General features: G+C 64.2%; 15 protein-coding genes. 9 read left to right on the forward strand and 6 right to left on the reverse strand.

Features of this window, described 5'->3' with window-relative positions:
• Positions 1-204 precede the first annotated feature (204 nt).
• Entirely contained in the window at positions 205-3,054 is a 2,850-nt protein-coding gene (gene uvrA, locus MC381_RS17820) for an excinuclease ABC subunit UvrA (RefSeq protein ID WP_251979105.1), read from the reverse strand.
• Between the two features lie 161 nt (positions 3,055-3,215).
• Between uvrA and MC381_RS17825 the strand changes: the two genes are divergently transcribed.
• The 6 genes from MC381_RS17825 (at position 3,216) to pgaD (ending at position 11,938) form a co-directional block, all read left to right on the forward strand.
• A complete protein-coding gene (locus tag MC381_RS17825; protein WP_251979106.1) occupies positions 3,216-4,598 on the forward strand; it encodes an MFS transporter in 1,383 nt (460 codons plus the stop codon).
• A gap of 34 nt (positions 4,599-4,632) precedes the next feature.
• On the forward strand, positions 4,633-5,205 hold the full coding sequence (locus MC381_RS17830) for a single-stranded DNA-binding protein (protein ID WP_251979107.1): 573 nt from the start codon (positions 4,633-4,635) through the stop codon (positions 5,203-5,205).
• Positions 5,206-5,786: 581 nt separating this feature from the next.
• Positions 5,787-7,967 carry a poly-beta-1,6 N-acetyl-D-glucosamine export porin PgaA gene (gene pgaA, locus MC381_RS17835; RefSeq protein ID WP_251979108.1) on the forward strand — a complete coding sequence of 727 codons (2,181 nt, stop codon included), beginning with the start codon at positions 5,787-5,789 and terminating at the stop codon, positions 7,965-7,967.
• The gene (gene pgaB / locus MC381_RS17840; RefSeq protein ID WP_251979109.1) at positions 7,967-10,126 is read left to right on the forward strand and encodes a poly-beta-1,6-N-acetyl-D-glucosamine N-deacetylase PgaB; all 2,160 of its coding nucleotides are present in this window, start codon (positions 7,967-7,969) and stop codon (positions 10,124-10,126) included. Before pgaA ends, pgaB begins: the two co-directional genes overlap by 1 nt.
• The gene (gene pgaC / locus MC381_RS17845) at positions 10,123-11,409 is read left to right on the forward strand and encodes a poly-beta-1,6-N-acetyl-D-glucosamine synthase (protein WP_251979110.1); all 1,287 of its coding nucleotides are present in this window, start codon (positions 10,123-10,125) and stop codon (positions 11,407-11,409) included. Before pgaB ends, pgaC begins: the two co-directional genes overlap by 4 nt.
• A 25-nt stretch (positions 11,410-11,434) precedes the next feature.
• Positions 11,435-11,938 carry a poly-beta-1,6-N-acetyl-D-glucosamine biosynthesis protein PgaD gene (gene pgaD, locus MC381_RS17850; protein WP_251979111.1) on the forward strand — a complete coding sequence of 168 codons (504 nt, stop codon included), beginning with the start codon at positions 11,435-11,437 and terminating at the stop codon, positions 11,936-11,938.
• Between the two features lie 6 nt (positions 11,939-11,944).
• Here the strand turns inward: pgaD and MC381_RS17855 are convergent, their stop codons facing one another.
• A complete protein-coding gene (locus tag MC381_RS17855) occupies positions 11,945-12,826 on the reverse strand; it encodes an SMP-30/gluconolactonase/LRE family protein (RefSeq protein ID WP_251979112.1) in 882 nt (293 codons plus the stop codon).
• A gap of 188 nt (positions 12,827-13,014) precedes the next feature.
• Here MC381_RS17855 and MC381_RS17860 point away from each other — a divergent pair, with 188 nt between their 5' ends.
• Complete coding sequence (locus MC381_RS17860) at positions 13,015-13,917, forward strand: sugar nucleotide-binding protein (protein ID WP_251979113.1); 903 nt, start codon at positions 13,015-13,017, stop codon at positions 13,915-13,917.
• Positions 13,914-14,672, forward strand: a complete 759-nt coding sequence (locus tag MC381_RS17865; RefSeq protein ID WP_251979114.1) for a lysophospholipid acyltransferase family protein — start codon at positions 13,914-13,916, stop codon at positions 14,670-14,672. The genes MC381_RS17860 and MC381_RS17865 overlap by 4 nt, the downstream gene beginning before the upstream one ends.
• Positions 14,673-14,828: 156 nt before the next feature.
• Here MC381_RS17865 and fabB read toward each other — a convergent pair whose 3' ends face one another.
• The gene (gene fabB, locus MC381_RS17870) at positions 14,829-16,046 is read right to left on the reverse strand and encodes a beta-ketoacyl-ACP synthase I (protein WP_251979115.1); all 1,218 of its coding nucleotides are present in this window, start codon (positions 16,044-16,046) and stop codon (positions 14,829-14,831) included.
• Positions 16,047-16,059: 13 nt separating this feature from the next.
• Positions 16,060-16,575, reverse strand: coding sequence for a 3-hydroxyacyl-[acyl-carrier-protein] dehydratase FabA (gene fabA / locus MC381_RS17875; RefSeq protein WP_251979158.1), 516 nt, complete (start codon positions 16,573-16,575; stop codon positions 16,060-16,062).
• Between the two features lie 431 nt (positions 16,576-17,006).
• Here fabA and MC381_RS17880 point away from each other — a divergent pair, with 431 nt between their 5' ends.
• Complete coding sequence (locus tag MC381_RS17880) at positions 17,007-18,842, forward strand: putative bifunctional diguanylate cyclase/phosphodiesterase (protein ID WP_251979116.1); 1,836 nt, start codon at positions 17,007-17,009, stop codon at positions 18,840-18,842.
• 121 nt (positions 18,843-18,963) lie between these two features.
• Here MC381_RS17880 and phrB read toward each other — a convergent pair whose 3' ends face one another.
• Both phrB and MC381_RS17890 read right to left on the reverse strand, forming a co-directional pair.
• The gene (gene phrB, locus MC381_RS17885; RefSeq protein ID WP_251979117.1) at positions 18,964-20,376 is read right to left on the reverse strand and encodes a deoxyribodipyrimidine photo-lyase; all 1,413 of its coding nucleotides are present in this window, start codon (positions 20,374-20,376) and stop codon (positions 18,964-18,966) included.
• A gap of 100 nt (positions 20,377-20,476) precedes the next feature.
• Positions 20,477-21,400 carry a MerR family transcriptional regulator gene (locus MC381_RS17890; RefSeq protein WP_251979118.1) on the reverse strand — a complete coding sequence of 308 codons (924 nt, stop codon included), beginning with the start codon at positions 21,398-21,400 and terminating at the stop codon, positions 20,477-20,479.
• Positions 21,401-21,902: the final 502 nt, after the last annotated feature.

The raw sequence follows: 21,902 nt of genomic DNA on the forward strand, positions 1-21,902 counted from the left end.
CGCCGCGCTTCCCGCGCCAAAACCGGCTGCCCGATATTTCGGGCAGCCGGTTTTTTTATGGCGGAAAGTTGGGTGGCGTCGCATCACACGGTTGGACCTTGGCACTATCCGCAACCGTGGTGAGGCGAGCGCTTGCTGAGACAGGTGGAGGCAGGAAGTCTGGCTGAACGGGCGACGACGCCTGACGCGTCGTCGCCGAGCGACTCAGGCGCGCTTGACGCGAGTGTCTTGCGTTGGCAGCAGCGGCGACAGAAAGCGGCCGGTGTGCGAGGCGTCGAGCGCCGCGACCTGCTCCGGTGTGCCTTCGGCAATGATTTGTCCGCCACCGGAGCCGCCTTCCGGCCCCAGGTCGATCAGCCAGTCGGCGGTCTTGATCACGTCGAGGTTGTGCTCGATCACCACCACGGTGTTGCCGTGATCGCGCAGTCGATGCAGTACGCCGAGCAGCTGACGGATGTCCTCGAAGTGCAGTCCGGTGGTCGGTTCGTCGAGAATATAGAGCGTCTGGCCGGTATCGCGCTTGGCCAACTCCCGTGCCAGCTTCACTCGCTGCGCCTCACCGCCGGAGAGCGTGGTCGCACTCTGGCCCAGGCGGACGTAGGAAAGACCGACATCCATCAGCGTCTGCAGTCGGCGCGCGATCGCCGGCACCGGGCTGAAGAACTCGAGCGCCTCCTCGATGGTCATTTCGAGGACCTCGTGGATCGTCTTGCCCTTATAGTGAATATCCAGCGTCTCGCGGTTGTAGCGCTTGCCCTTGCAGACATCGCACGGCACGTAGATATCCGGCAGGAAGTGCATCTCCACCTTGATCATGCCTTCGCCCTGGCACGCTTCGCAGCGGCCGCCCTTGACGTTGAAGCTGAAACGTCCCGGCTTGTAGCCGCGAGCGCGTGCCTCCTGGGTGCCGGCGAACAGCTCGCGGATCGGCGTGAAGATACCGGTATAGGTGGCCGGATTGGAGCGAGGCGTGCGTCCGATCGGGCTCTGGTCGATATCGATGATCTTGTCGAGCTGATCGAGCCCCTCGATGCTGCGGTAGGGCGCCGGTGACAGCGTCGTGGCTCGGTTCAGCTCGCGGGCGGCGATTGGCATGAGGGTCGAGTTGATCAGCGTCGACTTGCCCGAGCCGGAGACGCCGGTGACGCAGACGAACAGACCCAGCGGTAGCGACAGATCGACATTCTGCAGGTTGTTGCCGCTGGCGCCGCGCAGATGGAGCTGCTTGTCCGGGTTGACCGGAATCCGGTGCGGCGGTACCTCGATGCGGCGTTTGCCCGAGAGGTACTGACCGGTCAGGGAGTGGGACGTGGCCTCGACCTCGGCCGGCGTGCCCTGGGCGACCACTGTGCCGCCATGAACGCCAGCGCCCGGGCCGATATCCAGCACGTGGTCCGCGGCACGAATGGCATCCTCGTCGTGTTCGACCACGATGACGGTGTTGCCGAGGTCCCGCAGGCGCGTGAGCGTGCGCAGCAGGCGATCGTTGTCGCGCTGGTGAAGGCCGATGGAGGGTTCGTCGAGGATGTACATGACCCCGACCAGGCCGGCGCCGATCTGGCTGGCCAGGCGTATGCGTTGCGCTTCGCCGCCGGAAAGCGTGTCGGCGCTGCGCTCCAGCGTCAGATAGTCGAGCCCGACGTTGACCAGGAACTCGAGTCGCGCATGGATCTCGTGCACGATCTTGGCCGCGATCTCGCCCTTGCGCCCTGGCAGCGTGAGCGCGTGGAAGTAGTCCCAGGCCTCGCCCACCGGCATGCGCGCGAGAGCCGGCAGATTGTGGTTGTCGACGAAGACGTGGCGCGCTTCGCGCCGCAATCGGCTGCCGTCGCAGGTGGGGCAGGGGCGCACGGCGAGGTACTTGGCCAGATCGTCACGGACCATGGAGGATTCGGTCTCGCGGTAGCGCCGCTCGAGGTTGGGCAGTACGCCCTCGAAGGGGTGTTCGCGAGTGACCTTGCGTCCGCGGTCGTTGACGTAGCTGAAGGCGATCTCGTCCTTGCCGCTGCCGTTGAGTACGATCTCGCGCTCATGTCGGGCCAGCTCGTTCCACGGCGTGTCCAGCGCGAAGCGGTAGTGCTCCGCCACGGCCTGCAACTGGCCAAAATAGTAGATGCTGCGGCGATCCCAACCCTTGATCGCCCCCTCGGCCAGAGACAGTTCCGGATGGCTGATCAGCTTGTCGGGGTCGAAGTACTGGCGCACGCCGAGCCCGTCGCAGGTGGGGCAGGCACCGGCCGGGTTGTTGAACGAAAACAGCCTCGGCTCGAGCTCGGAGAGCGAGTAGCCGCAGATGGGGCAGGCGAAGCGCGACGAGAAAGCCAGATCCGCTCGTTCGTCATCCATGAAATGGATAATGGCGGTACCGTCCGCCAGCCCCAACGCGGTTTCGAAAGACTCTGCCAGGCGCTGCTGCAGATCCGGGCGTACCTTGATGCGATCCACGACCACGCTGATATCGTGCTTGCGCTTCTTGTCGAGCGTCGGCAGGTCATCCAGCTCCACGGTTTCGCCGTCGATGACCGCGCGCACGTAACCCTGGGCGCGCAGCTCCCCGAGCAACTGCTGGTGTTCGCCCTTGCGCCCGTTGACGACCGGCGCCAGGAGCATCAGGCGGCTGCCTTCCGGCAGTTCCATCACCTGGTCGACCATCTGCGAGACGGTCTGCGCTTCCAGCTCCTCGTCGTGATCCGGGCAGCGTGGCGTGCCGGCCCGCGCGAACAACAGACGCAGGTAGTCATAGATCTCGGTGATGGTGCCGACGGTCGAGCGCGGATTGTGCGAGGTCGATTTCTGTTCGATCGAGATCGCCGGTGACAGCCCCTCGATGTGATCGACGTCCGGCTTCTCCATCATCGAGAGAAACTGGCGGGCGTAGGTGGAGAGCGACTCCACGTAGCGCCGCTGGCCCTCGGCATAGAGCGTGTCGAAGGCGAGCGAAGATTTTCCGGACCCCGACAGCCCGGTTACCACGATCAGCTTGTCGCGTGGCAGTTCGACATCGATGTTCTTCAGGTTATGGGTGCGAGCGCCCCTGACCAGAATGCTGTCCATGACTACCTCATGATGCGACGCGGGAAACGACCAGTATAGGTCGCGGGCCAATCTGGCAGCAAAGCCGGTTGCTTTCACTGGCGCGAAGCGGGGGGTAAAATACGCCGCTCATCCCGAACCATCCTCGGCACTGCCGAGTTCATCTGACGTTGTGATCCCCCATGAGTTCTCGTTTTCTCGGTACCGAACGGCGTGCCATCGTTGGCCTTGCCGGGCTGTACGCCTCGCGCATGCTGGGCCTGTTCATGGTCCTGCCGGTGCTGGCGCTATACGCCGACCATCTGGACGGCGCCACCCCCTTTCTCGTCGGCCTGGCGCTGGGCGGCTACGGCCTGACCCAGGCTATCCTGCAGATCCCCTTTGGCTTGCTCTCTGACCGAGTCGGCCGCAAGACCGTAATCGCCGGGGGGCTGCTGCTGTTCATCATCGGCAGCATCGTCGCCGCCACCGCCACCTCGATCAACGCGATCATTATCGGCCGCTGCCTGCAGGGTAGCGGCGCGGTCGCCGGCGCGATCATGGCGCTGCTGGCCGATCAAACCCGCGAAGAGATTCGCACGGCGGCGATGGCGACCATCGGGCTGTCGATCGGCGTCGCCTTCGCCGTGGCGATGGTCTGCGGCCCGCTGATCGCCGATCTGGGGGGGCTCGCCGGTGTCTTCTGGTTCACCGCCGGGCTCTCTGTCTGCGGTCTACTGATCCTGTGGAAGCTGGTGCCGGCGGCGCCGCGCCAGCGGCCGCACCGGGATGTCGGCCTCGACCGCAGCCAGCTGCGGGCTACGCTCGGCCGCGGCGACCTGCTGCGTCTCGATTTTTCGATCTTTGCGCTGCACCTGATTCTGACCGCCTGCTTCACCGCGCTGCCGTTCCGGCTCGAGGCGCTGGGCTTTGCCCCGGCTCACCACGGCTGGGTCTATCTGCCGGTGATGGCGCTCGCTTTTATCGGCATGGTGCCGCTGGTGATCGTCGCGGAGAAGTATCGTCGGATGAAGCCGATCTTCATCGGTGCCGTGGCGGCAATGACGCTGATCCTGCTCGGCTTCGGCGAGCTGGCGCAGGACCGAATTACCCTGGTCGGCCTGCTCTGGGGCTTCTTCGTGGTCTTCAATCTGCTGGAGGCGACGCTGCCGTCGATGATCAGCAAGCTGGCGCCCGCCGGTGCCAAGGGTACCGCCATGGGAATCTACTCCACCAGTCAGTTCCTGGGTGCGTTTCTCGGTGGCACGCTGGGGGGCGCGCTATCCCAGTCGCTGGGGATCCAGAGTGTATTCCTGGGGGCGGCAGTGATCGCCGCGGTGTGGCTGGCAGTGGTCTGGAAGATGCCGGCGCCGCGCCATCTCTCCAGCGAAATCATCGCGCTCGACGCGCATTCAATGGGCATGATCGATACACTACTCGAACGGTTTGCCTCGGTTGCCGGGGTCGAGGACGTCGTGGTCGTGCCCGAGGAACGGGTCGCCTATCTCAAGGTCGACCGTCAGCGTCTGGATGCCGAGGCGCTGGCAAGTATTGCAGGCAATCAATGGCAACGAACCGACGCCTGAAGGCGTCGCAACGCAGGAATGCGAGGAGACAACGATGGCCCGAGGTGTGAACAAAGTCATCCTGATCGGCAACCTGGGACAGGATCCGGAAGTCCGCTTCCTGCCGTCGGGTAATCCGGTGTGCAACCTGCGCATCGCGACCACGGACAGCTGGACCGACCGCCAGAGCGGTCAGCGTCAGGAACGGACCGAATGGCACAGCGTGGTGCTGTTCAACAAGCTGGCGGAAATCGCCCAGCAGTACGTCAAGAAGGGCTCGCGTCTCTATATCGAAGGGCGTCTGCAGACGCGCAAGTGGCAGGGGCAGGATGGCCAGGATCGTTACTCGACCGAGATTGTCGCCAACGACATGCAGATGCTCGACTCTCGCAGTGGTCAGGGTGGCGGCGCCGACTACGGCCAGCAGCCGCAGAACCAGTACGGCGGCGCGCCGGCACCGCAGCAGGGCGGCTACGGGCAGCAGCCGGCCTATGGCAACCAGCCGCAGCAGCAACCGCAGCGTCCGCCGCAGGGGCAGCCCGCGTCGCAGCCCAACCAGCAGAATCCGAACTACGGCGCCCCCAACCCCGGCAGCTTCGACGACTTCGACGACGAGATTCCGTTCTGAGTCGGTGACACGCTCCGACGTTCGGCGTCTTCAAAGCCCTGCACTCGCAGGGCTTTTTTGTGGGCGAGGGGGTAAAGGGCGGAAAGCGGAGAAAGGGGACGCGCGACAGCATCACTGACCGTCTCAAGGCGTCGTTAGCGCCAGTGTCGTGACGATCACATTTGTCAGCCATGGCGGAATTTTGCGTACGAATTTTTCTTGGAGAAGTGTGCGAGATATCGGACTGTTTTCCTTTCATTCCTGTGCGGCTGTCGGTCCTGCTTTCTTATGAGACTGGCTGCTTGCTGCCAATGTGTTCTTAGGTATCTCAACAATCGTGCCGAACCCCGGTTCTGGAGGGAAGTGCGACGGGAAACTCTTCTTTATTGTTTCAGTATGTCTCATTTCTTTTCATTGTGAACTAACGTAAATAATGCTCTCCGCGACGCTGGCACCGGTTTGCCGGAAGCGAACGCTTGCCCTAAGGTCGCTTCGCTTTTGCGACTGCCCGGACGCGTGGGGCTGTGCGCAACCGCACAACTTCATGAACCTAACGGTGGCCGCTGTTTCGAATGTGTATTTGCCGCATTCGCGATCGGGCCGTGGGAGTCCTCGGCAATCGAGTCTTCTCCGGTGCCTATCGCGCCCGTTTCCGGACGCATCACAAGATTCGCCTCTCGCTGACAATTGCCAGTGTCGTCCTATGGCATGCGGGGCTCTCGCAGGCCAATGATCGCTTTCCCGATGGCCGGCTGCCGCCCATCGATGCGCCGGCCGCCGCCTACGGTGACGATGTCCGCCATGGCTCGGACGGCCATCCCAATGCCGATGACCTCGCGGGCATTGCCGAGCGCGAGCGCCAGGCCGGTAGGCCCGGGCTGGCGCTTCAGCTGGCCCAGCGGGTACTCGACGACGCGCCTGACAACCCGCAAGCGATCCGTACCCGCATTTCCAGTCTTGCCAATCTTGGTGCCTATCAGCGTGCCGAGACGCTAACCCGACAGCAGCGGCCCGACTTCAGTGCGTCGGTCGAGGCGCGACTGCGTGCGGATAGCAGTGTCAGTCGCGTTCGCAACGCTGTCCAGGAGCAGGCCCGACACGAGCGCCGGCAGCGCTACGCCGGTCGGGATCGAGCACTCGAGGCATCGCTCGCCCGCTTGAACGCCAATCTGGAGCGATTCCCCGCGCAGAGCCAAGCCTATCGACGTACGCGCTTTGACCGGCTCGTGGTGCTGCGTCAGCTACGACGTTTCGACGCGATGATCGCCGATTACGAGGCGCTGGCCGCGCAGGGCATCGAGGTACCCGCCTATGCGCTGGCGCCGGTGGCCGATGCCTACCTCGCTCGACGTCGACCCGCGCACGCCGAGGCGCTTTATCGGCGTGTTCTCGAGGCCGACCCTCAGGCGCCGCTGGCAGTACGTACCGGCTACTACTATGCGCTGATCGAGAGCGAGGATTACGAGGTGGCGGCCAAGGTTCTCGCCGAGCTCGATGCCAATACGCCGATATGGCGCTCGCGATTGAACCCGAAGACGCCACCGGTCCCCAACTGGGAACGCAGTGAAGTCGATCGTTTGCGAGTGCTCGATGCCTCGTATCGCAATCATGAAGCGCAGGCGCTGACGCGAGCGCAGCGTCTCTACCGCCAGGCGCCACGCAATACCGATGTGATCAACGGCCTGGCGACCGCACAACGTGCCCGTGGCTGGTATGAAGAAGCCCAGGCGACCGCCGAGTTGGCCGCCGCCTACGCACCGAGCGATCGGGCCACACGGCTCGGCATCGCCGAAAACGCTCAGGACCTCGAAAACTTTCCGCGCTGGCAACACACCATCGAGCCCTTGGCGGCCCAGTTCCCCACCGACAGCGCCATTCGACGCAATCATAGGGAATGGCGGGATCGACAGCACTTTTCCCTCGAAGGGCAGGGCAATGTCGGCCGTTCCGACGGCGGCAATGCCGTCAACGGCAGCCGGGATAGTGAGTACCAACTGCGCTTGAACTCGCCCTGGAGCGAAGGCGGCTACCGGGTCTACATCGAGCAGACCTATCAATGGAGCGACTACGAAGAGGGCGCCGAGCGCTACGACCGCCAGGGCGTCGGTGTCGAACGTCAATGGCTGCGCCGGCATTGGTGGGCGGCGCTGAGTGGCGAGCGCTTCAGCGACGATATCGGCCTCGAACTTGGCTGGTCGCAGTGGCTCGACGATCGCTGGCAGTACCAGCTGCGCACTCAGACCCAGTCGCCGGAGACGCCGCTGCGAGCCGAGCGTGACGATCTCGACGGCCGCCTCTATCAGGGGCAGCTGACCTGGCGGCAGAACGAATCCCGCGAGGCAACGCTGACGCTTGGTGCGCTCGATATCAGCGACGGCAACCTGCGTAGCGACGTCGCCGCCGATCTCACCCAACGAATTCAGGCCAGCGCCCACCACCAGACGCAGCTAATCGGCTCGCTCTCCGCCGAGCACAACAGCCAGACCGATACCGACTACTACAACCCGCAAGACACCCGCACCGCGGGGCTGACCCTCGAACACGACTGGCTCACCTGGCGACGCTACAACCACTCGCTGACGCAGAACGTGTCGCTGGGTGCGGCTTCGGAGTGGGAAAGCGGTTATGGCAGCGCACCGGGCTATGACGCGCTCTACGGTCACACCTGGCAGCTGACGCGCACCTGGTCGATCAACTATGGCATCGGCTGGGGCAGTCGCGAGTACGAAGGGGAGCGCGAGAAGCGCTGGTACGGACAGTTGGGTTTCGAGGGAGTGCTGTGATGCGAATACCCCAAAACCTGGCGACGACGACGCTGTTGCTGATAGCGCTGCTGACGTGGACAAGCGGCGTGTGGGCCGGAGAAAAGGACCGCTGGGCGACGGTGACTACGTCTGATCAGGGGCCCGGTGGCACCGTGCAGATCCCCGCCGGCCATTTCGTCACGCTCGGCTTTCACGACGTTCGCGACGATACCCAACCGGCAGTGGATCGCGACCCCTACGTCGTCAGTACCCAGCGGCTGGCGGCGCTGTTCGACTGGCTGGCGGCCAACGACTGGCATCCGATTTCACTGGACGATGTGAAAGCCGCTCGAGATGGCGGGGCGTCGCTACCGCACAACGCCGTGCTGCTGAGCTTCGACGACGGTTTGGCCAGTTTCTACAGCCGGGTCTTTCCGCTGCTGCAGGCGTTCGACTACCCGGCGCTGTTTGCCGTCGAGACCGGTTGGATCGAGACAGTCGGTCGCGGCGATACCATCGCGGCGGACGATACCGATCCGGTCGCGGCACAACCGGAAGAAGGGGCGATCGTTCGCAGCGACAGTGCGTCGGCGCCGACCAACGAGGTGCGCTACAACGGTCGCGAGCGCGGCCAAGCCGGTTTCGTCGATTGGGCTCAGGTGCGTGAGATGCAGGGGTCCGGACTGGTGGAAGTGGCCTCCCACACCGACGATCTCCACCACGGCTTACTGGCCAACCCTCAGGGCAACGTCGAGCCGGCGGCGCTGGTGCGGGAATACGACGGGGTCAGCGGTCGCTATGAAAGCGATGCCGATTACCGGCAGCGGGTTCGTGACGACCTGAAGCGCAGCGCCGAGATCATCGAGCACCATACCGGCATCCGCCCGCGCACGCTGGTCTGGCCCTACGGGGCGACCAATGGCGAGACCGAGTCGCTGGCGCGCGAGGCCGGCTATCGCTACACCTTCAGTCTCAACGATCAGCGGATCTCGACGCCCGAAAGCGGTCCGGATTTCGGCCGCTTTCTGATCATGGACGACCCGGATCCGGTCGCCGTCGAGAGCCAGATCGCGCAGACGGTCGCCCCGCCCCGGCGCGTGCAGCGCGCGGTGCAGGTGGATCTCGATTATATCTATGATCCCGATCCGGCCCAGGTGAATGCCAATCTGAGCGCGCTGCTTGATCGCATTCAGGCGCTGCAGGTGCGGACGGTCTATCTGCAGGCGTTCGCCGATTCCGACGGCGACGGTACCGCGTCCGAACTCTACTTCCCCAATACCATGCTGCCGATGCGTGCCGATCTCTTTAACCGGGTCGCCTGGCAGCTCAAGACACGCGCCGGCGTCGAGGTCTACGCCTGGCTACCGCTGCTCGCCTTCGATCTGCCGGACGACGCACGCCAGCAGCGCCTTGCCGTTCGCGCACGCGGTGCCGGTGGTGAGAGTCACGTCGCCGATCGCGATTACCGCCGCTTGAGCCCGTTCCGGCCGGCGTCGCTGGCGATCGTTCGAGGCATCTACGCCGACCTGGCGCGTAACACGCCGGGCATCAACGGCATCCTGATCCACGATGACGCCTATCTGGCCGCCGACGAGGATGCCCAGGCCTGTGCCCCCGAAGCGCGATGGCCCGGCAGTGAGCGAGCGATCACAGACTGCGATCTGAGCGCTCGCGACAAGACCCGTGCGCTGATCGATTTCAGCCATCGAGCGGTCGATGGCGCCCGCGAATACGTCAATCTCAGCAACCGCTTCCGGGTCGCGCGCAACCTGTATCCGCGCGTCGTGCTCGATCCTGCGGCCGAGGCGCGCTTCGCCCAGGCGCTGGGGCCGTTTCTGGAAAGCTATGACGAAGTGGCGCTGATGGCGATGCCCTACCTCGACGACGCGGAGATGGCGCGTGACGCCGACACGGCAAGCGAATGGCTGGATGGGCTGGTCGACCAGGTGATGCGCCATCCCCAGGGCCTGAACCAGACAGTATTCGAGCTGCAGTCCTACGACTGGGCGCGCCAGCGCTGGATCGAACCATCGCGTTTCAAGGGCTGGATGCGGCAGCTGGTGCGACGCGGGGCCTTGAATCTCGCTTACTACCCGGACGACTTCATCAGCGGCAAGCCGGCCTTTCAGCCCACCTTCGAGGGCATGAGCCTCAATGAATTTCCCTATTCAACCTCGCATCTCCGGAGTCAGCCATGATCGTCGATATCGAAGCGTGGCTCGCGGCCATCGATTGGCGGAACGTGATGTTCGGATTCGCCTTCTACTATCCGATCTTCATGGCGTGGATGTGGATCATCGGCGGACTCTGGTTCTACCTGCGTCGCGAGCGCGGCAAGGACATGACACCGCGCCTCGAGACACTGGGGCCGGACGCGCCGCACGCCAGCATCATCATCCCCTGCTTCGATGAGGCGGAGCAGGTCGAACAGACGATCGACTACGCGCTGGCGACGCGCTATCCGGATTTCGACGTGATTGCTATCAACGATGGCAGTCACGACGATACCGGCGAGATTCTCGATCGTCTGTCCGAGAAGTACGCACGCCTGCGCGTGATCCATTTCGCCACCAACCAGGGCAAGGCGGTGGCGCTGCGGGCGGGGGCGCTGGCCGCGCCATCTGACTATCTGGTGACCATCGATGGCGATGCGCTGCTGCATCCGGATGCGGTCTACTGGATGATGCAGCACCTGACCGGCGGGCCGCGGGTCGGCGCGGTGACCGGCAATCCGCGCATTCTCAACCGGTCGAGCCTGCTGGGCCGGATCCAGGTCGGCGAGTTCTCCTCGATTATCGGTCTGATCAAGCGCGCTCAGCGCACCTACGGCCGAATCTTCACCGTCTCCGGCGTGATCACCGGTTTCAATCGCGCTGCGCTGGACAGCGTCGGCTACTGGCGTGCCGACATGGTAACCGAGGATATCGATGTCTCCTGGCGTCTGCAGATGCAGCACTGGGATATCCGCTACGAGCCGGAAGCGCTCTGCTACATCTATATGCCGGAGACGTTCAGGGGGCTCTGGAAACAGCGGCTGCGCTGGGCGCAGGGCGGCGTCGAGGTCATGCTGCGTTACGGTCCGCGTCTGCTGGCCTGGCGCCAGCGCCGGTTCTGGGGCGTGGCCCTGGAATATTTCACCAGTCTGATTTGGGCCTACGTGATGCTGGCGATCATGGCGCTGTTCGTCGTCGGTCTCGTGGCCCCCCTGCCGCCGCGCTGGCACGTGGCCACGCTGCTGCCGCAGTGGAATGGCCTGCTGCTGGGCGCGACCTGCCTGATCCAGTTCCTGGTCAGTCTCGGTATCGACCAGCGTTACGAACGCGCCGGCTTTCTACGTCAGTACTGGTGGGTGATCTGGTACCCGTTGATCTACTGGCTGCTGTCGACGCTGACGGCCGTCGTCGCGCTGCCAAAGACCCTGCTGGCATCGAAACGTCAGCGAGCCCGCTGGCAGAGCCCGGATCGTGGTATCCGCCCGTGACACCTCGAAAAGGAGGCAAATAGACATGAGCCGAGAACGTCATCAGAGCCCCTGTGCCCGGTTACCCGAGATCATTCGTCGCCCCGATCTGCAGTCGCGACGTCAGCGCGGCCTGTGCGCGCTGGTTGCCTGCCTCGGCTGGCTGCTGTGGCTCTATCTCTTCCTGCCGTTATCGACGTTGGTTGCCTGGATCGCCGGGATTCAGCGCTTCGACGCCTATGTGATCGAGAGTCGCGAGCACAGCTGGAGTTCACTGACGGTTTACGCGCTCACCATTGCACTGGCCGGCTGTGCGCTGCTGCTGTGGGCGTTTTACAACTACCGTCGCTTTCGTCATGTCGACCGCCGCAGCCCCGCGACGGCGGTGACGACGGAGAAGCTGGCGCTCTCGTTCGGTATTGCTCAACACTCGGTCGACATTCTGCAGGATGACCGCTCCCTGACGCTCGAGCACGATGCGCGTGGCAATATCGTCGGCATCGTGCCGCGAACCCAATCTGCGGCCTCCCTAGGCGTGCCCGCGAGCTGACATCACCTACAGGCCAGAGGTGGTGGGTAGATGAATCGGCGTTTCGGCCAGGCCGCCGATATCGGTCACGATCTCGAACAGGGCGCCGGCCAGCGGTTCGTCGGGGCAACCGGTCGCGGCCGAGGTGACGAACAGACGCTCGAGATTGTCGCCGCCGAAGGCGCACGAGGTCGGGCGCGAGACCGGTAGCGAGACTTCACGATCCAGTTGTCCGTCGGGGCGATAGCGGGCGACACGAGCGCCATCCCACAGGGCGATCCAGAGATTGCCCTCGTGGTCGCAGGTCATGCCATCGGGGAAGCCGCGGCCGCTCGGCAAGCGGATCAGCTCGCGCTTGCCGGAGAGTTCACCGGCGTCGTTCAGATCGAAGGCGAATACGGTCTGGCGCGCACTGTCGTTATGGTAAAGTGTGCGACCATCGGGCGCGATCGCGGGGCCGTTGGTGATGGCGTAGTCACGGTCGACTTCGCTCAGACCGCGACCGTCGAGACGGTAGAGGTAACCGTTGGCATGCGTTTCGGCGTTGTCCATGGAGCCGAACCAGAGACGTCCCTCCCGGTCACTCTTGGCGTCGTTGAGGCGATCGCCTTCGGGCAGCCAGTCGATAGGCGTGAGGCGTTTGCCAGGGTGCGGGCCGGTCGCGTCCAGGCTCAGCTCGACAATCCCCGAGCGCAAGCCGGCGACGAAGTCACCGCCCTCCCGGGGCAGCAGCCAGCAGCAGGCTTCGTCCAGTGTCCAGCTCTGGCGTTCATCGCTGTCGGGGTGCCAGGCGTGGAGGCGGGCCCGACGAATGTCGACGAACAGCAGCGCGCGGTGTTCGGGGGACCAGACCGGCCCTTCGCCGAGTTCGGCGTTGGCAGGCCAGATGACAGTCGCGTCCTGGGGCATGAACGAAGCTCTCCTGAATCGGTGCATGGGGAAAGGAAGCGTTGGCCTGATCCGAAGCGTCTCTTCAATACCAGACCCTTCAATGTTAGCCCCTTCAGTGTTAGACAATAGTGCCCTGATCGCGCGTCGAGCGCAGTTCCCCAAAAGGGTAAGGATTCCATAGCGATGCAGCGTGTCGAGGTAGCAACGTGAAGTGTCTGTTGATGCAGCCGGAACACTGTTTGAGTCTGGCGTTGGTGCAGTCGACGGCCGCGCGCGGGGACATCGCGTATGAGCCGGTGACGTCGCTCGCGGCGATGACGCCACTGCTGTCGCCGGTGCCGGATGCGATCCTGATGCCGCCGCTCGCCGATCCCGGGCGCTGCGAACCGGCCGAGGTCTACGCTCACGCCGATCAGGTCGAGGCGCTGCTCGATATCTGTCAGGCGCGTCACATTCCGCTGATCTGGTGTGTCTCGGATGCGCTCTACGAGGAGGGCGCCGACGGCACCATCGATGAGGCGGTGGCGCCCCGTCCGCGTGACGAGACGATGCGTCGACTTGTCGAGGTAGGCGAGCGTGTGCGCCGTCATCCGCAGCACGTGGTGCTGCGCCTGGGGCCGCTGTTCGGTTTGGTGGGCGACGATGCCTGGCTGAGCGGCCTGGTCGACGCTTTGCTGCGCGGCGAGACGCTGCGCGCGCCGCAGGATCTGGTGCTCTGTCCGACCTCTGCCCGGTCGGTCGCGCGCGCGCTGACCGGCATGCTGCTGCAGTTTGGCAGCGGCGCGCATGCCTGGGGGACCTATCACCTTTGCGGTACCGAACCCGTCAGCGCCTACACCTTCGTGTCGACGGTGCGGACCCAGCTGGCGACACGCCTGGAAGGGGCTGGCGCCAATGCTGAACTCGGCGAGCTGCAGGCGCTGAATCAGCACCATGACACGCCGTTGCGGCGGGTACTCAACTGCCGCCGATTACTGGATGTGTTCGGCATTCATCAGAAATCCTGGCGACTCGAGCTCGACCTGATGCTCGACGACTGGAGTCAGCAACACTTCTCGCAGGACGCGGACGCGCCGCGGGGTAGCAACGAGGCAGCGGCCGACGCATGAAACCTCTTCGTAGTCTGATCTTTTATCTCGGTTATTTTCTGGCAATCCTGGTGTCAGGACTGCTGATGCTGCCGCTCGGCATGGCGCTGCCACTGCGCGCGCGTTTCAAGCTGTTCAATTGCCACAATCGCTTCATCGTGCGCTGGCTGTCGCTGACTTGCGGCATTCGCTACCGCCTGCGCGGGCAGGCGAACGTGCCGCCGGGGCCCTGTGTGGTTCTCGCCAATCATCAGAGCGAATGGGAAACCGTCTATCTGCAGCTGCTCAAGTCACCGATCTGCACGGTGCTGAAGAAGGAGTTGCTTGAGATCCCGCTGTTCGGCTGGGGCGTAAAGCTGCTCAAGCCGATTCCGCTGGATCGCTCGAAACCCGCCACGGCGATGCGTCAGGTGCTGTCGCACGGCAAGCAGCGTCTGGATGAGGGGCTCTCGGTGCTGATCTTTCCCGAGGGGACGCGAGTCGCGCCCGGTCAACGGCGGCGCTTCAACAAAAGCGGGGCGGTGATCGCTTGTCGTGCGGGAGTGCCGGTGCTGCCGGTCGCCCACAATGCCGGCGAATTCTGGGGGCGGCACTGGGTCAAGCAGCCCGGCACCCTGGATCTGGTGGTGGGCGAGCCGGTCGAAACCGCCGGTCGTCGCCCGGAGGATGTCCTGGCCGAAGTCGAAGCCTGGATTCAAGCCACGCTCGACGAGATCTCAGGGGTGCCGCGCCCGCCGCAACCGGCACGCGAGGCGCCGGCCGAGCTGCCCTCCTGAGGCGAACGGGCCGTCCAGGTACGCTTCGACTTCTAGGCCCCGCCTTGATTTGACTTCGCGCCGACCTGACTGTGCGGCGACCCGACATGCAAAAGGCGCCCCGTGGGGCGCCTTTTGTCGTTCGGTCAGCTCGATGCGGTCGAGCCGCGTCGTCGGTCAGTCGGTGTAGCGGTCCAGTACCAGACAGGCGTTGGTGCCACCGAAACCGAAGCTGTTGGAGAGCACGCGCCGAATATCGACCTCGTCACGCCGCTGGCGAACGATATCGAATCCGCTGGCCTGGTCATCGAGGTTGTCGATGTTGGCCGAGGCACAGAGAAAACGATGTTCCATCATTAGCAGGGAATAGATCGCTTCCTGCACGCCGGTCGCGCCCAGCGAGTGTCCGGTCAGCGATTTGGTCGAGCTCATCGCCGGGGTCGAATCGCCGAAGACGCTGCGAATCGCCTGCAGTTCGGCGACATCTCCCACTGGCGTCGAGGTGCCGTGGGTATTGATGTAGTCGACGCTGCCGTCGAGGCCAGCCAGAGCCTGCTGCATGCAGCGCGCCGCGCCTTCGCCCGAGGGGGCCACCATGTCGTGGCCGTCGGAAGTTGCGCCGTAGCCGGTGATTTCGGCGTAGATCTTGGCACCGCGCGCCTTGGCGTGCTCCAGCTCCTCGATCACCAGCATGCCGCCGCCACCCGCGATGATGAAGCCGTCACGGTCGACATCGTAAGGCCGAGAGGCCTTGTCCGGCGTGTCGTTGTAGTGCGTGGTCAGGGCACCCATGGCATCGAACAGGCACGATAGCGTCCAGTGCTCCTCTTCGCCGCCACCGGCGAAGACCACGTCCTGCTTGCCCAGCTGGATCTGCTCGACGGCGCTGCCGATGCAGTGCGCCGAGGTGGCGCAGGCCGAGGAGATCGAATAGTTGACGCCCTTGATCTGGAACGGCGTCGCCAGGCAGGCGGAGACGGTGCTGCCCATGGTGCGCGTGACCCGATAGGGACCGACGCGGCGCAGGCCTTTCTCGCGCATGACGTCCGCGGCTTCGACCTGATTGGCGCTGGAAGCACCGCCGGAGCCGGCGATCAGACCGGTACGCGGGTTGGAGATGTCGCTCGGCTCGAGCCCCGAATCCGTGATCGCCTGCTGCATGGCGATGTAGGCGTAGGCGGCCGCATCGCCCATGAAACGCAGCTGCTTACGATCGACCAGCGATTCGATATCGATATCGACAACGCCGGCGACCTGGCTGCGGAATCCCAGCTCGGCATACTCCGGTTTGAAGCGAATGCCAGAGCGTCCCTGGCGCAGAGAGTCGAGCACCTGTTGGGCGTCGTTGCCCAGGCAGGAAACGATACCCAGGCCGGTGACTACCACTCGTCTCATGGAAGCCTCCCGCTCAGAAATTCTCAGTATTGGTGAACAGGCCGACACGCAAGTCCTTGGCCTGATAGATATCCTGGCCATCCACCGACAGCGTGCCGTCGGCGATGCCGAGGATCAGACGGCGCGTGATCACGCGCTTGATCTCGATATGATAAGAGACCTTGCCCGCATTCGGCAGGATTTGGCCGGAGAACTTGACCTCGCCGCAGCCGAGGGCGCGTCCGCGACCAGGGTTGCCCAGCCAGCCGAGATGGAAGCCGACCAGCTGCCACATCGCGTCCAGACCGAGGCAGCCCGGCATTACCGGGTCACCGGGAAAATGGCACTGGAAAAACCACAGGTCGGGGTGGATATCCAGTTCTGCGATGATCTCGCCTTTCTGGTATTTCCCGCCGTCCTCGTTGATCTCGGTAATGCGGTCGAGCATCAACATGTTGGGCGCGGGCAGTTGGGCGTTGCCGGGGCCGAACAGTTCCCCCCGGCTGCATTTCAGCAGATCGTCGTGGCTGAAAGAGTGCTGTCTGGTCACTAGATCGTTCCGAGAATCGAAAAAGAGTGTGCCTTGGTCGGGCCGAGGCGCGGCCAGTCTAATAGTTGCGCGCGCCGAATGCACGTCGCCGGGTCCGAGGCCCATCCGGGTGTCGCCGCTAGGCAATGGCGCTGCGTTTCCGGGAGCATCGCGTCGGCCAGCGTTACTCGCATGCCGGCATCCCGGCTGTGACCGTGGCGGCGAGCGAGCCTTTCCGCCGCATCGCTGTCCTGTGGGCGGCAGGCCTTGAAGCCTAGACCGGTGCCCCGGATGGCGCAATGACGGGGGCTGGACTTGCCCTGTTGATCGTCGACGGGGCATGATGCTGGCGGGAACGAGAAAATGATGCCCTCGTCTCCGCGGCCGCTACAGTGGCTCGAGCCCGGCATCGTGCCTGACGGCAATCCAATAACGACGATAACCGACAATCTATGTGGCCATCCTTTTCGCTGAATCGACCGCTGGTCTGGTTGGGACTGGCGGCGTTGACCGCGGCCAGTCTGTTGCCGCTTCTGCCGCTGCGCCTGGCTGCGCTTAGCCTTGTCGTGCTGGGTCTGCTCGACGCCTGGCGCCAGATTCGACGCGAGCACCAGCGCCGGCGCCTGAGCGAGCAGGCCCTCGAGCTTTCCCAGGACGGGATGATGATCAGCGATGCCGACAATCGTATCGTCACCGTCAACCCCGCCTTCACGCAGATTACCGGCTACACCCTGGAAGAGATCCGTGGCATGGATCCGTCCGCCCTCTCCTCGGGGCGCCAGGACAAGGCCTTCTACGACCGCTACTGGCAGACGCTGAAGACCACCGGGCGCTGGGAAGGCGAGATCTGGAACCAGCGCAAGCATGGCGATCAGTATCCGGAATGGCTGCGCGTCCAGGCCTGGCACGACCCCAAGGGGCGGGTCACCCACTATGTCGGCCTGTTCACCGATATCAGTCGACACAAGGCGCGGGAGCAGGACCTGCGTCGCATCGGCTTCGAGGACCCGCTGACCGGACTGCCCAACCGGCGTCGCCTGCATGATCTGCTGGCTTCGCGGTTGCGTCATCTGCGTGCCGGCGAGGGGCTGGATCTGGCCCTGATCGATATCGACGGCTTCAAGGCGATCAACGACAGTCTGGGTGTCGACAGCGGCGACCGCCTGCTGGCGCGCTTCGGCCAGCGTCTCGCGGCTCAGGTGGCGGGGGGCATCGTCGGTCGCCTGGGCGGCGACGAGTTTCTGGTCATCCGCACCACGACTTTTGACGATCATGAAAAGTGGGTATCGAGCCTGCGGCAGCACCTGAGCGAGCCGTTCGAGATCGAAGGCAGCTCGCTGCGCCTCGGTCTGACCATCGGTAGCTGTCGCGCACCGGAGGATGGTCGGGAGGCCAATGTGCTGTTCCAGCGTCTGGAGTCGGCGCTCTACAGCGCCAAGCGCCACGGGCGCAATCACGACCGGCGTTTCCGGCCGTCGCTGGAGGTCGAGAGCGACCGCCACCTGACCATTCTCAACGAGCTGCGTCAGGCGCTGGCGCAGGGATCTCAGCTCGAAGTCTACTATCAGACCCAGCATCGTCTCGACGACGGCGAAATGGTCGGCATGGAAGCGCTGCTGCGCTGGCACCATCCCGACTATGGGATGGTGCCCCCGACCGAATTCATTCCGCTGGCCGAACGTCATGGCCTGATGCCGGCGCTTGGCGGCTGGGTCATCGACCAGGTGGTCGCGCAGATCTCGCTGTGGCGCGGCAAGGGGCTGGGGGTGCTGCCGGTGTGGGTCAATCTGTCGGCGCTGCAGCTGATCCAGGGCGATCTGGAATCACGCCTGCTCTCGACGCTCAGACAGTATCGCGTTCCGACGCCGCTGCTTGGGCTGGAGTTGACCGAGTCGGTATTGCTCGACGAACGGGCCGGCGACATTTCGCCGAGACTGGAGGCGCTGCGTCGCGAAGGTCTCCAGATCGCGATCGACGATTTCGGTACAGGCTACTCATCGATGGCCTATCTGAAACGTCTGCCGGTGGATAAGCTCAAGCTCGACCGGGAATTCATCCGGGCCCTGCCGCACGACAATGCCGATGCCGCCATCACCTCCGCGGTGCTGGCGATGGCTCAGGGGCTCAACCTAGACGTTATCGCCGAGGGTGTGGAAACGACCGAGCAGCGTGACTTCCTGCTGGCCCGCGGTTGTCGCCACGTGCAGGGCTATCTCTATGCTCGCCCGCAGCCGGCGAGTGCCGTCGAGGCGCGCCTGCGCCAGATCGAGGTACCGGCACTCTCCTGAGTGTCCGGTACTCTCCCACGTGCGTCGCATGGCGTGGCGCCCGTACCGAGTTCGGGCTCTGGCTGGCCGTTGTCGCCGGTGCTGTTGTACCGCGATCGCGGGTCCCGCCGATAGCACGGTCTCATTCGAGATTCTTGAAGGCATCCAGCGCACGCTGGCGTGCCTGCTTGTGATCGACGATCGGGTCAGGGTAGCCGAGCTGGCGCCGTTGTGTCGCATTCGGCTGATGGCGGGCCTTCGCTTCCAGTTGCTCGAAGGCCGGCAGCCAGCGGGCGATGAACGCCCCCTCGGGATCGAAGCGCTGCGATTGGGTCGTCGGGTTGAAGATGCGGAAGTAAGGCGCCGCATCCGTACCGGTCGAGGCTGCCCACTGCCAGCCCCCATTGTTCGAGGCGAAGTCGCCGTCGACGAGGTGCTGCATGAAGAATGCCTCGCCGCGCCGCCAGTCCAGCAGTAGATGCTTGCTCAGAAACATCGCTGTCACCATGCGCAGGCGATTGTGCATCCAGCCTGTTTCCACCAATTGGCGCATGGCGGCGTCGACCAGCGGAAACCCGGTCTTGCCCTCGCACCAGGCCTGGAAATCCTTGTCACTGTAACGCCAGGCAAGCTTGTCGGTGGCAAGCTGGAAGGGGCGGTGCCGACAGACGCGGGGAAAGCCCGCGGCGATGTGCTGATAGAACTCCCGCCACACCAGTTCGTTGACCCAGCTGGCCAGTCCGGCGTCGCCGTCAGCCAGGTGCCCGCCATTGTCGCTCATCACCGCTTGCAGGCATTGACGGAAAGAGATCATGCCGGTGGCGAGATAGGCCGAGAGCCCGCTGGTACCGGCCACGGCGGGCAGATCGCGCTGCGACTGGTAACGCCGCGCCCGCTGGCGCAGGAACTGTGAGAGTCGGTCGGCGGCTGCCTCCTCGCCCGCCGGCCAGCGGTTGTCATCGATCAGCGGAGAGCGGTCCTTTTTCGGCAGTTCGGGGATGGGATCGCTGTCCGTCGGCGGCCGCTGCTTCGCCGGCGTATCCCGGATGGCCAACTGTTCGGCCGAGATGCGCTGATGCCAGGCTTTCGAGAATGGTGTGAAAACCTTGTAGAAATCGCCCTGACCCGTGCGCAGATCCCCGGGTTCGAACGCAATCAGGTCGGTGTAGTCGTGAACGGTGATCGCCGCCTGCTGAAAGCGGTCACTGACGGCCTCGTCGCGCGCCCGCTCATCGAGAGGGTATTCGCGGTTGAAGTGCAGAGCCTCGACCTCGTGCTCACGCGCGATCTCGAGCAGGGCGGCGGGGGCCGCGTCGAAATCCTGGACATCGCGATAGAGCAGGGGAATGCCGAGGTCGTCGAGTGATTCGCGCAGTGCTTGAACGCCGGCATGCACAAAGGTGAGGCGGGCCTCGCCGTGACCATGAGCCCGCCATTGGCGGCGGCAGGCGAGAAAGACGGCGACGACCGGGCCGCGCTCGGCGGCAGCGCTGAGCGCGGTGTTGTCCCGGAGTCGCAGATCGTTGCGGAACCAGACCAGCTGGGTCGAAGGCATGACATTTCCCTGTCGGCGAAAGTGAGGCGGCGTGATCGGGCGGCTCGGGCCCGCGCGCGTCCTTGCGTCGTCGGGTCGGGTGGATGCTGCAAGCCGCCGGTTATGCCTGCGGGTCGGCGTCGATCATCGAGCGCAATCGGCTCAAGGCCTGACTCATGTCTTCACCGAGAATGGCGACGGCGGTGTTCTCCACGTCGCTGGCGCGAATGCGTGCGACCGGCCCTGCCAGGCAGATCGGCACTTCAGTCTGATCGGCCAATCTTGGTAGCTGGCGCCGGATAACATCGCTGCGCTCGGCGTGTCCGCTGGCCAGGAGCAGGGCGCGTACACCAAGCCGCTCGATCGCCAGCGGAAATTCGCTCAACGGTAACTCGCCATCGAGCAGTTGCACGCGATAGCCCGACGCGGATACCGCCAGCCCCATCAGCAAGGCCCAGAAGCCGCTACTGTCGTCGGGCAGGCGCGCGATCATCACTTCATCGGCGTTGCTGAGCTGATTCGCATGGTAGATACGGGTGCCGATGCGCGTGCGCAAGAAGGTCTCCAGCAGGCGTCGCTGCAGCGATGCCCCGAACTGATCGCCCCAGCGCTCCTCCAGCTGCTGGATCACGGGCTGCCAGAGTTCGGAGATGCACAGGCTGACTGGATAGAGCGCCAGACTCTGGTTGAACAGCACTTCCAGGCGTCCCAGATCCAGTACATCGACTGCGTGAATCACGTGCTGGCGCTGGCTGGCCCAGTCGCCCATCTGGGGAGCCGGCGTCTCGACCGCTTCGGGCTGATCGAGCAGTTCACGTACCTGGCTGACGGGGACTCCGCGGTTAAGCCACTGCAGAATGCGCTCGACGCGCTCGATATCGTCGCGTGCGTAAAGTCTGTGCCCCTTGGGTGTTCGCTGCGGGCGGATCAGGCCGTAGCGGCGTTCCCAGGCACGTAATGTGACGGAGTTGACACCAGTGAGGCGCGAAACTTCACGAATTGGATAGAGCGGCGCGGCACTGGAATCCAAGGCCTTGAAAGTCATGCAAATCCTCCTGCGAGGTCTCTGCGTGCGCCGTCTCGTCGAATAGAGGTCTTGTCGGTGTTGCGAATCTTCACCACGAGCTACAGGTCCACTGTGCGTGCCAACGGGGTCGGGCTGGAAAGTCGGTTGTCAATTCTGCCCTGCCAACGCGCTGGCGTCATCCGGCATCGGTGGTGTCGTGTCGCTCGAGGTCGCAGACTTCGACGAGCCGTAACGAGCATGAAAGTAATGTCTATACATTCAGGATGGTGTATTGCGTTGTACAGATCAAGGGTTTTGTACAATTTGCATGTAACATCTCTTGGCTCATACCGGACAGCGATTCGGCTAGGAACGCCATGCGCGGGTGTCTCTGGCACCGCCCTGATGCGGTCTTGGCGTGGTAGATGGCCACGATCGGCGAGCATCTCGACGACAACAAGGGATGGCCCTTCCTGCATCCAGTCAGCACCATTCCTATCCGGACAGCGCCGCGAGTGGCTGCTACGGTGAAAGTTATACA

Origin of the sequence: Salinicola avicenniae, assembly GCF_023736115.1 — a bacterium.
Taxonomy (GTDB): Bacteria; Pseudomonadota; Gammaproteobacteria; order Pseudomonadales; family Halomonadaceae; genus Salinicola; species Salinicola avicenniae.